Below are 8,637 nucleotides of genomic sequence, written 5' to 3'. Positions count from 1 at the left end.
TGCCACGGCTGCTCCGGTTGGCCCGGCTGCTCCGGCTGCCGCGGCCAGCATGGCCGCGGCGTATCCGAGGAGCCAGCGAGCCGACGCCACGCCGGCCACCGTGGCGTCCCGTCGCCGGGCCGGCCCGCGGCCCGCCTCGGACCGACCGAGCGCCGCCGCCCGACGCCGCGCCCGCATCACGGGCGCCGCGATGGCCAAGGCGCTGATGGTGGTCGGGGACAACTCCGTGGTCACCGCGTCCGTCCCCGCTGACTCCTTCTCCACGGCCGTGCCTCCGGTGGGCCCTGCCACGAACATGATGACGTCGCCTTCCGTTCCGCGATCCGGTGCTGCCCCGGCCGCGGACACCTCGTCCGTGCCTGGTGCGGGGGCAGCCGGAAGCGCACAGCCCGAATTCCCCGAAAGCGCTCAGCCCGAAAGCGCTCAGCCCGGAAACGCCCGCTCCGCAACCGAGCAGCCGCCCAGGAGCGACCAGACCGGGGGCGCACCGGGCACGACGACCACCTCGGACGCGGCGGTCGTCCAGGACCGGGTCATTCCGGTGATCGGGAGCCAGCCGGGCGGAACCGTGCCGGGCGGAACCGTGCCGGGCGGGAGCGTGCGGGCTGGGGCGGCGCCGGCGGACGGGAGCGGGCCGGCTTCCGCGGGGAACAGCCAGGCCTGGCCTGCCTCCCCGCAGCGGCTGGTCGCCGAGGCGGCCGGGCAGGTCGTCGTCACGCTTGCCCGGGCCATCCGACGTGACCCGCAGACCCTTGCCGCCGCCCGGGACCGGATCGTCCGCATCCTTGTCGCCGGCTCGTGGAACGCGGCGGAACTGGCCATGCACCTGGTGGACACCATGGGTGCCGGCGCCGGAGCCGGCCGGGTGGACGATCCCGTCGATCATGTGTTGCGACGGCTGGACCATCTGCCGGCGTCGTCCGCGGAATGCCTGTGCCGGTCGTGCCGGTCGTGGGCCCCGGCACCTGCCGCCACTGATCATCGTGCCGGCCCGGCCACCGCGGCCGCGCCGGCGGCGGCCCCGTCGCCCGTGGCGGTACCACTGCGGGTCCCGTCCGGCCTGCCGGAACTTGCCGCGATAGAGCAGGCGGCGGCCGCCGGAGCCGCGCAGGCTCGCGCCCGTCCACCTCGCGCCACCGGTGCTGCCTGAGCGCCGGTCATGTTACCGTACGTATCCGTCATGACCGGCGGCGCGCGTCGATGGCCGCCGGTCACCGGAGAAGATCGGCACGAGTGTGTTGCTGTGTACGTTGACGTACGTTGACGCGGCCAAAAAGCGTGCACAACAACAAACTTGCCTGGATCGTGGCCTGTACGGGCGGTTGTGGACGGGATGCGCGCTGCTTGACCGGCGCTCCAGGCTCGACCGCCACTGACGGCTGTCTGGAACGTCGGCCGGTCTGCCGCTGGGCAGGCGTGTTGCCTTCGTGGCCGATGCGGTGATGATGGGAGACCGCGGGCCCACAGGTCGGGGCTTCCGCGTAGGCCTGAGCAGGCTCCCGCCGAACAGGGCCCGCGCGGGACGGCGATCTCCTGGGCGCGGGATACACGTGGTGGGGGTGAGCGTATGTCCGGTGGCGGTGCGCGCGACAGTGCGACCGATGGGACGACCGCCCGGGGTGCGGCGCGCCAGGGCCGGTTCCCTCGTCGCGAGAAGGCTCGCGACGGTGCGGGGAAGTGCGCGCCCGCCGTGACGACCGGGCCTTGGACGGCTGGGCGCTGGACGGCTGGGCGCTGGCGGCTGCCGGTCCTTTCTCGTGCCGGGGCGGAAGAGTCTCGTGCCGGATCGGAAGAGTCTCGTGCCGGATCGGAGGAGTCTCGCGCCGGGGCGGGTGAGCCGGTCGAGAGGGCGTCCGCGGCTATGGATGCCGACGTGATCGTGATCGGTTCCGGGTTCGGTGGCAGCGTCGCCGCGCTCCGGCTCGCGGAAAAGGGGTACCGGGTCATCGTTCTGGAGGCCGGCCGCCGGTTTCCTCCCGACGCGCTGCCCCGGACCAGCTGGAACATCCGCCGTTATCTGTGGGCACCCCGGCTGGGCTGCCACGGGTTCCAGAAGTTCACCATGCTCGGCCGTGTGCTCGTACTGTCCGGAGCTGCTGTCGGCGGCGGCTCGGTGGTGTACGCGAACACGCTCTACCGTCCGCTGGAGGCGTTCTACACTGACCCGCAGTGGCGGCATGTCACCGACTGGCGCGAGGAACTGGCGCCTTATTACGATCAGGCCGAACGCATGCTCGGAGTGGTGACGAACCCGACGGTCACCTACGCCGACGAGGTGTACCGGGCGGTCGCCGAAGAAATGGGTGCCGGACATACCTTCAAGCTGTCGGACGTGGGTGTCTTCTTCGGCCGGGACGGCCGGAAGGAACCCGGTGTGGAAACCGAGGACCCCTATTTCGGGGGTGCCGGGCCGACCCGCACCGGATGCCGTGAGTGCGGCGAGTGCATGACCGGCTGTCGCTGGAACGCCAAGAACACCCTTGACCGCAACTACCTCTACCTGGCCGAGAAGATCGGCGCCCAGGTCTTTCCCGGCACCGAGGCCACCACCGTGCGCCCGCTGACCGACGGTCGCTACCCCGCCGGTCGCTACCCCGACGGTGGCTACGAGGTGGAGACGGTACGTACCGGATCCTGGGTGCGCCGTGGGCGGCGGACGTGGCGGGCGCGCCAGGTGGTGTTCGCCGGCGGGACGCTCGGTACCGTGCGGCTCCTGCTCACGATGCGGGACACCGGAGTGCTGCCGGCGCTTTCGGCGCGGGTCGGCACGCTGACCCGGACGAACTCGGAATCCATCATCGGCGCCACCAGGTTCCGCCCGGACGAGCGGATCACCAGGGGCGTGGCGATAACGTCCTCCTTCTACCCGGCCGCGGACACCCATATCGAGCCCGTCCGATACGGCCGGGGCAGCAACGCGCTGGCTCTGTTGGCCACCCTCATGACGGACGGCGGCCGGCGGGTACCACGATGGCTCACATTCGTCGGTCAAGCGTTGCGTCATCCGTTTCTGTTCCTCTACGCACCGCTGCCGTGGCGCTGGTCGGAACGCACCATGATTTCGCTGGTCATGCAGTCCCGGGACAACTCGCTCACGGTTGCCCGTCGACGGGGCCTGTTCGGCGGGCACGGGCTGACCAGCAGGCCGGGCCACGGCGAGCCGAACCCGACCTGGATTCCGGCCGGAAACGACGCGACCCGGCGGGTCGCCCGGCGCATCGACGGTTTTCCCGGCGGTACGCTGACGGAAATCTTCGACATTCCGCTGACGGCGCACATACTCGGTGGCGCCGTGATCGGGGATTCCCCGTCCAACGGGGTCGTCGACCCCTATCAGCGGGTGTTCGGACATGACGGCCTGCATGTCGTCGACGGCGCGGCGATATCGGCCAACCTCGGCGTCAACCCGTCACTGACCATTGTCGCGCAGGCTGAGCGGGCGATGGCGATGTGGCCCAACAACGGCGAACCGGACAGGCGTCCGCCGCTCGGGTCGTCGTACCGGCGGATCCCTCCGGTACGACCGGTACGTCCGGCCGTACCGGAGAGTGCTCCGGCCGCCTACCGCGTCGGCCTGCCCCTGGCCGCCGTCCGCGACCGTGGATGATGCTGGAGCAAGATCCGGACGGGCGCCGTGCCCGGTGTTTCCCGAGGCGCTGAGCTATCCGCTCACACTGTCGGACGGGTGCTCTCCGGGTCGTTCCACCCGATGTCGGGTGATTCGGCGCCAGGGCCCGCCGTCGCCGTCGTGGCCGTGTCCTCGGGCCCGGTTGGCCGTGGCTGTCGGACGCCGCCGCGGGCCGCCGCCGCGGCACTTGCCGCGCCCGCGCCGACCAGCAGGATCGCCGTCATGCCGCGCCGCCGGCGGCGGTGTATCCGTTGGAGCTTGTGCTCGGCTCTGGCCAGCTGCTGCTCGAGGAGGTGCTGTGTCTTCTCCGCGTGGGCACGCGCTTTTTCCTCCCGGTGGACGGCGCGCTGGGAGCGGGTTCTGTCGATCTGTTGCCCGGCGCGTCCGGACATCGTGCTGGCCAGGGTGGCGGCCTGCGTCGCCGCTTTGCCAGCACGGTCGGTGACAGCGCTGGACGCGGCCGGGATCTTCTCGGTGGGCACCTGCTCGGCCGCGCGGGAGATCTTCTCCGTCAGCGACCGGGCAGCCTGGGCCTGCTGGGCCCACGGGGCCTGCTGGGCTCGCGGAGCATGCGGGGCCGGCCTCGCGGGCGTCTCACCTGGGGAAGGCTCGTGGCCGCGCCGGGCCCGGCCTGCCAGCGCGCCGAAACGGTGCTCCGCGGGCACCTCGGTCGGGGAGGAATCGCGGCCACCGCGGGCCCGGTTCACTACCAGCGGCCCGAAACGGAGCCCTGCGGGCGTCTCGGTCACGGAAGAATCGTGACCACGCCACCGTCTGCTCTCTCGCTTGTTGCTCATCGGCTTCCCTTCGCGCAACTCGCGTTACGGTCTGCTGAATCTTCCTCTACCCACAATTGGGCTAAGCACAACCAGTATGCTAATCGTGACAAAATATTCGCTCCTGGTGTATCGCTGGATATCGCCAGGGCGGACTCGCCGCTGCCCGACGGCGGGCGTCTGAGCCCGGCTCCGCCGGCAGGGCTGTCAGCCATGCCAGCTCGTGCCGCGGCTCGTGCCGGCCCTTGCCAGCTCGTGCTGGCCCTGGCTGGTCCTTGCCGGCTCGTGCCGGTCCTTGCCAGCTCGTGCCGGCCCTGGCCAGCCCTGGCCGGTTCTGGCCGGAACGCGGCGTACACGGCCCGGTCCCATATGGACGGTCCCGCGCGACCGGTCGCGTACGGCCGGACGCATACGATCGGCGGAGCATTACCAGCATGGCGATCGTTGGACCTGCGACGCGACATTCGGCGTCACCGGCGATCAGCCGCTACCGGTACGACGGAAGAGAGGCTCATGGCCGAGGCGCTGTACGCTACATTGAAGACTACGCAGGGTGACATCGAGATCCTGCTGCTCAAGAACCACGCGCCGAAGACGGTGGCGAACTTCGTCGGTCTCGCCACGGGTACACGGGAGTGGACCGACCCCCGGACGGGTGAGAAGACGAAGGCGCCGTTGTACGACGGTACGATCTTCCACCGGGTGATCCCGAGTTTCATGATCCAGGGCGGTGACCCGCTGGGTACCGGCCGCGGCGGCCCGGGGTACAAGTTCGCCGACGAGTTCCACCCGGAGCTGAGCTTCTCCCGTCCGTACCTGCTGGCGATGGCGAACGCGGGCCCGGGGACGAACGGCTCCCAGTTCTTCATCACCGTGGCCCCGACGAACTGGCTGGACCGCAAGCACACCATCTTCGGTGAGGTCACCAGCGGCACCGACATCGTCGACGCGATCAGCAAGGCGCCGGCCGGGCCGCAGGACCGCCCGGCCGACGACATCGTCATCACGCAGGTCGTCGTCGAACGCCGGCAGGCGTAGCGGCCGGCGGGAACGGGAAGGCGGACGGGGAAGCGAAGGTGTCGGGACCGCTGCGATGAACCCACCCTGGTCGAGACCAGGGGATCCGGGTGTCCCGGATCCCCGCCGGGCGGTGGGCGCCGGCACCGCCTGGGCAGCCGGCCCGCGCCGGCATCAGGTGCCCGGGTACCACCACGCGTCCGGGCAGCCACCGGAGCCAGCCGGCTGGCGGCCCGCGGGCGGGTCCTCGGACCCCTCTGACGGCTGGACGCCGGACGCCCCCTCCGCCACCGGCTCCCGGCCCACGGGCCAGCCGGAGCGGGGGCCGGCGGCGCATCCCCGTCCCGTCCCCTACTGCTACCGGCACACCGACCGGGAAACCTACGTCTCCTGCCAGCGGTGCGGGCGTCCGATCTGCCCGGAGTGCATGCGTCCGGCGGCTGTGGGGTTCCACTGTCCGCAGGAGGGCGCCGCGGCGCCACACCGTGGCGCCGCCTCCCGGCGGCCGGTCACCTCGCTGGGCGGGCGGGCCATGGCCAGGCGTCCCGGGCTGCTCACCCAGGTGCTCATCGGGCTCTGCGTGGCCGCGTACGTCCTGCAGGGGCTGCCGGGCCTGGCCAGCGGGAATCTCGACAACGCCTTCACGGGGGACTACTCCCTGGACGGCCAGGGCATAGCGCTCAACGACGAGTACTACCGGCTGCTGACCGCGGCCTTCCTGCACGCGGGCATCCTGCACATCCTGTTCAACATGTACGCGCTGTACCTGCTCGGCACCCAGCTCGAACAGATCCTCGGCCGGGTGCGCTATCTCGCCCTGTTCGTCGTCTGTGCCGTCGGCGGAAATACGCTCAGTTATCTGATCAACGGACGGGACGTGTTCTCGGTCGGGGCGTCCACCGCGGTGTTCGGGTTCTTCGCGGCGTACTACGTGATCGCCAGACGGCTGCGTGTCGACACCTCGGCGATCCTCATCATCGTCGGCATCAATCTGGTCATCACGTTCACCATTCCGAACATCGACAAATGGGGCCATATCGGTGGTCTCGCGGCCGGGCTCGCGGTGGGGGCGATCTACGCCTATGTGCCGGCACGCCGCGGATGGGCGCAGGCGGCCGCGGTGGGTGCTGTTCTCGCCGCATTGCTGCTCATCGCGGTCGCCCGGACTTCCACGGTGACGTAACCGCCACCGATATTCGTTCAGGAGCGGCCCGGCGGCTTCCGGCCCCTGGCCGTGGCGGCCGGATGCTTCTGACGTGAGGATTCCCCGTCCGGTTGTCCTGGTGTGGACGTGGTTCCCCGGGCCCGCGGGCCAGTACCTCGGATGCTTTCGGTATCACCCCGAATAGGGGAAGCCGGGCGGCTTGCGTATCGGGTCAGCGCAGGCGGAGGCGGATCTCCTCCACCGTCTCGGCGACCCGTTCGGGCTCGGCACCGAGCTGACGGCGGCTGAGCATGAGCGGGCCGTCGATCGTCTCGACCGTGAGGACGCGGACGTGCACGGCGCGACGGCTGCGCGTCAGGGTGCCCGCGCGTACCCGCAGCACGGCGGCCCATGGCAGGTGCCGCCGGTGGATGCCGTCCACCAGGTCGACTCCGCCCTGATCCACATGCAGCGCCGGTCGGGCCAGGGCGTCCCGGCCGGCCAGCAGCAACAGCCCGGCCCCGACGATCCCGACCAGCAGCCGGCCGGGGCCGTCCAGCGGCCCCAGACGGGCGGCGAGCGCGCCCACGGCACCGGCCGCGAGCAGGAACGCGCCGGCGAGGGCGCACCCGGCCACCCGCCACCAGGACGGCGACCAGGTGTGCGCGCCGGCCCCACCGGCGCGGCCGGCACCGGTACCGCCCGCGCCGTCCGCCCCCGTGCCACTCGCACGCGCGTCGCCCACATCGGCGCCGGTATGGCCGCCGTCGGTGCCGTCGGAGCGTCCGGCGCCGGCGATGTCCCGGTCGGCGAAGTCCTCATCCCGCATGTCGCCCAGCACAGCACATCCGGCGGCCCGGGCAGCATCGCCGTCGGCCCGCGGGCCGACGGGCCCCGTCCGGGCAGCGTGGCCGTTGGTCTGGGGGCCGACGGCCGTCCGGGCAGCGCCGCCGTTGGCCCGCGCGGGCCGTGCCGCTGCCCGGCCTGCGCATGGTCGATCTTCATGGCGATTACTATCCGCTTTCTCAACGTCACGTCAGATGACGGCCTGGCCCTGTGTACCGCACCCCGCCGCCGGGGCCTGCGGCCGGAGAAGGAGAAGAGCGGACGTGGCTTCGTTCCAGACAGCGTTCCAGACCGTGTCGCCGCCCACCCGGCGTGGCAGCGTCAGCCCGTTCCCGCCCATCGCCGAATACGGCTTCCTCTCCGACTGTGAGACCACATGTCTGGTCGCCCCGAGCGGCAACATCGAGTGGATGTGCCTGCCGCGTCCGGACGATCCGTCGGTGTTCGGCGCGGTCATCGACCGGTCGGCGGGCGGCTTCCGGTTCGGCCCGGAGCGGACGATGATCCCGGCCGGGCGCCGGTACCTGCCGGGCACGAACATCCTCGAGACCACCTGGCAGACACCCAACGGCTGGCTCATCGTCACCGACTGTCTCATTGTCGGACGTTGGCACCGCACCCAACAGCGGTCCAACACCCATCGGCGTACCCCGACGGACTGGGACGCCGAACACGTCCTGCTCCGGCTCGCGCGCTGTGAGCACGGCACCGTCGATCTCGCCCTGCTGTGCGAGCCCAACTTCGACTACGGCCGCCGGCCAGCGAGCTGGGCGTACGAGGACGCCGGTTACGGCAGCGCGGTCACCGTCCGTGGCGGCACAGGAGTGTGGGCCGATGGCGCCGTGCCACCGAGCGGCAAGCCGGACGACGGCCGGCGCGGCCCGTCGGAGCGGCCCGGCCCACGGATCCGTTCGCATCCCGAGCTGACCCTGCGGCTGCGGACGGATCTCCGGCTGGGCTTCGACGGCCGCCGGGCACACGCGAGGACCACCCTGGCCGAAGGCGGGACGGCCTTCGTGGCCCTGACCTGGCGGGCCAGCGACCCCTTCCTGCCCACCAGCTACGCGGAGGCGATCGCGGCGGTGACGCGGACGACCGCGTTCTGGCGGCAGTGGCTCTCCCGCGGGGTCTTCCCGGACCACCCGTGGCGTGGGCATCTGCAGCGCAGCGCGCTGGCGCTCAAGGGCCTGACCTACGCCCCGACCGGGGCGCTGCTCGCGGCGTCC

Annotated in this window: 8 protein-coding genes; 5 read left to right on the top strand and 3 right to left on the bottom strand. The window is 71.5% G+C overall.

Translation table 11 applies throughout. The annotated features are described in order from the left end of the window. A partial coding sequence (locus AC5LSR_RS08065; RefSeq protein WP_493468309.1) for a hypothetical protein occupies positions 1-264 on the bottom strand: 264 nt, incomplete at its 3' end. A 304-nt stretch (positions 265-568) separates the two neighbouring features. Between AC5LSR_RS08065 and AC5LSR_RS08060 the strand changes: the two genes are divergently transcribed. Beyond that, a complete protein-coding gene (locus AC5LSR_RS08060; protein WP_493468308.1) occupies positions 569-1,150 on the top strand; it encodes a hypothetical protein in 582 nt (193 codons plus the stop codon). A gap of 711 nt (positions 1,151-1,861) precedes the next feature. After that, positions 1,862-3,607: a GMC oxidoreductase gene (locus tag AC5LSR_RS08055; RefSeq protein ID WP_250282978.1), complete on the top strand. Its 1,746-nt coding sequence runs from the start codon at positions 1,862-1,864 to the stop codon at positions 3,605-3,607. A 62-nt stretch (positions 3,608-3,669) separates the two neighbouring features. Here the strand turns inward: AC5LSR_RS08055 and AC5LSR_RS08050 are convergent, their stop codons facing one another. After that, complete coding sequence (locus tag AC5LSR_RS08050) at positions 3,670-4,425, bottom strand: hypothetical protein (RefSeq protein ID WP_493468307.1); 756 nt, start codon at positions 4,423-4,425, stop codon at positions 3,670-3,672. A gap of 492 nt (positions 4,426-4,917) precedes the next feature. Between AC5LSR_RS08050 and AC5LSR_RS08045 the strand changes: the two genes are divergently transcribed. Then, complete coding sequence (locus tag AC5LSR_RS08045) at positions 4,918-5,442, top strand: peptidylprolyl isomerase (protein WP_250282956.1); 525 nt, start codon at positions 4,918-4,920, stop codon at positions 5,440-5,442. A 55-nt stretch (positions 5,443-5,497) separates the two neighbouring features. Continuing rightward, positions 5,498-6,604: a rhomboid family intramembrane serine protease gene (locus AC5LSR_RS08040; RefSeq protein ID WP_250289579.1), complete on the top strand. Its 1,107-nt coding sequence runs from the start codon at positions 5,498-5,500 to the stop codon at positions 6,602-6,604. Positions 6,605-6,797: 193 nt separating this feature from the next. Here AC5LSR_RS08040 and AC5LSR_RS08035 read toward each other — a convergent pair whose 3' ends face one another. Next, positions 6,798-7,406 carry a PH domain-containing protein gene (locus tag AC5LSR_RS08035; RefSeq protein WP_250282952.1) on the bottom strand — a complete coding sequence of 203 codons (609 nt, stop codon included), beginning with the start codon at positions 7,404-7,406 and terminating at the stop codon, positions 6,798-6,800. Between the two features lie 268 nt (positions 7,407-7,674). Between AC5LSR_RS08035 and AC5LSR_RS08030 the strand changes: the two genes are divergently transcribed. After that, positions 7,675-8,637 (top strand): trehalase-like domain-containing protein (locus AC5LSR_RS08030; RefSeq protein ID WP_493468306.1); only part of this gene is annotated, 963 nt, incomplete at its 3' end.

This window comes from Protofrankia sp. CiP1_Cm_nod4 (assembly GCF_982290645.1).
This window is presented reverse-complemented; position numbering and strand designations above follow the sequence as displayed.

What these genes read in the sequence shown, in the direction of transcription:
- AC5LSR_RS08050 (WP_493468307.1), bottom strand. Translation starts at nt 4,425, where the DNA reads ATGAGCAACAAGCGAGAGAGCAGACGGTGGCGTGGTCACGATTCTTCC.
- AC5LSR_RS08055 (WP_250282978.1), top strand. Translation starts at nt 1,862, where the DNA reads ATGGATGCCGACGTGATCGTGATCGGTTCCGGGTTCGGTGGCAGCGTC.
- AC5LSR_RS08040 (WP_250289579.1), top strand. Translation starts at nt 5,498, where the DNA reads ATGAACCCACCCTGGTCGAGACCAGGGGATCCGGGTGTCCCGGATCCC.
- AC5LSR_RS08045 (WP_250282956.1), top strand. Translation starts at nt 4,918, where the DNA reads ATGGCCGAGGCGCTGTACGCTACATTGAAGACTACGCAGGGTGACATC.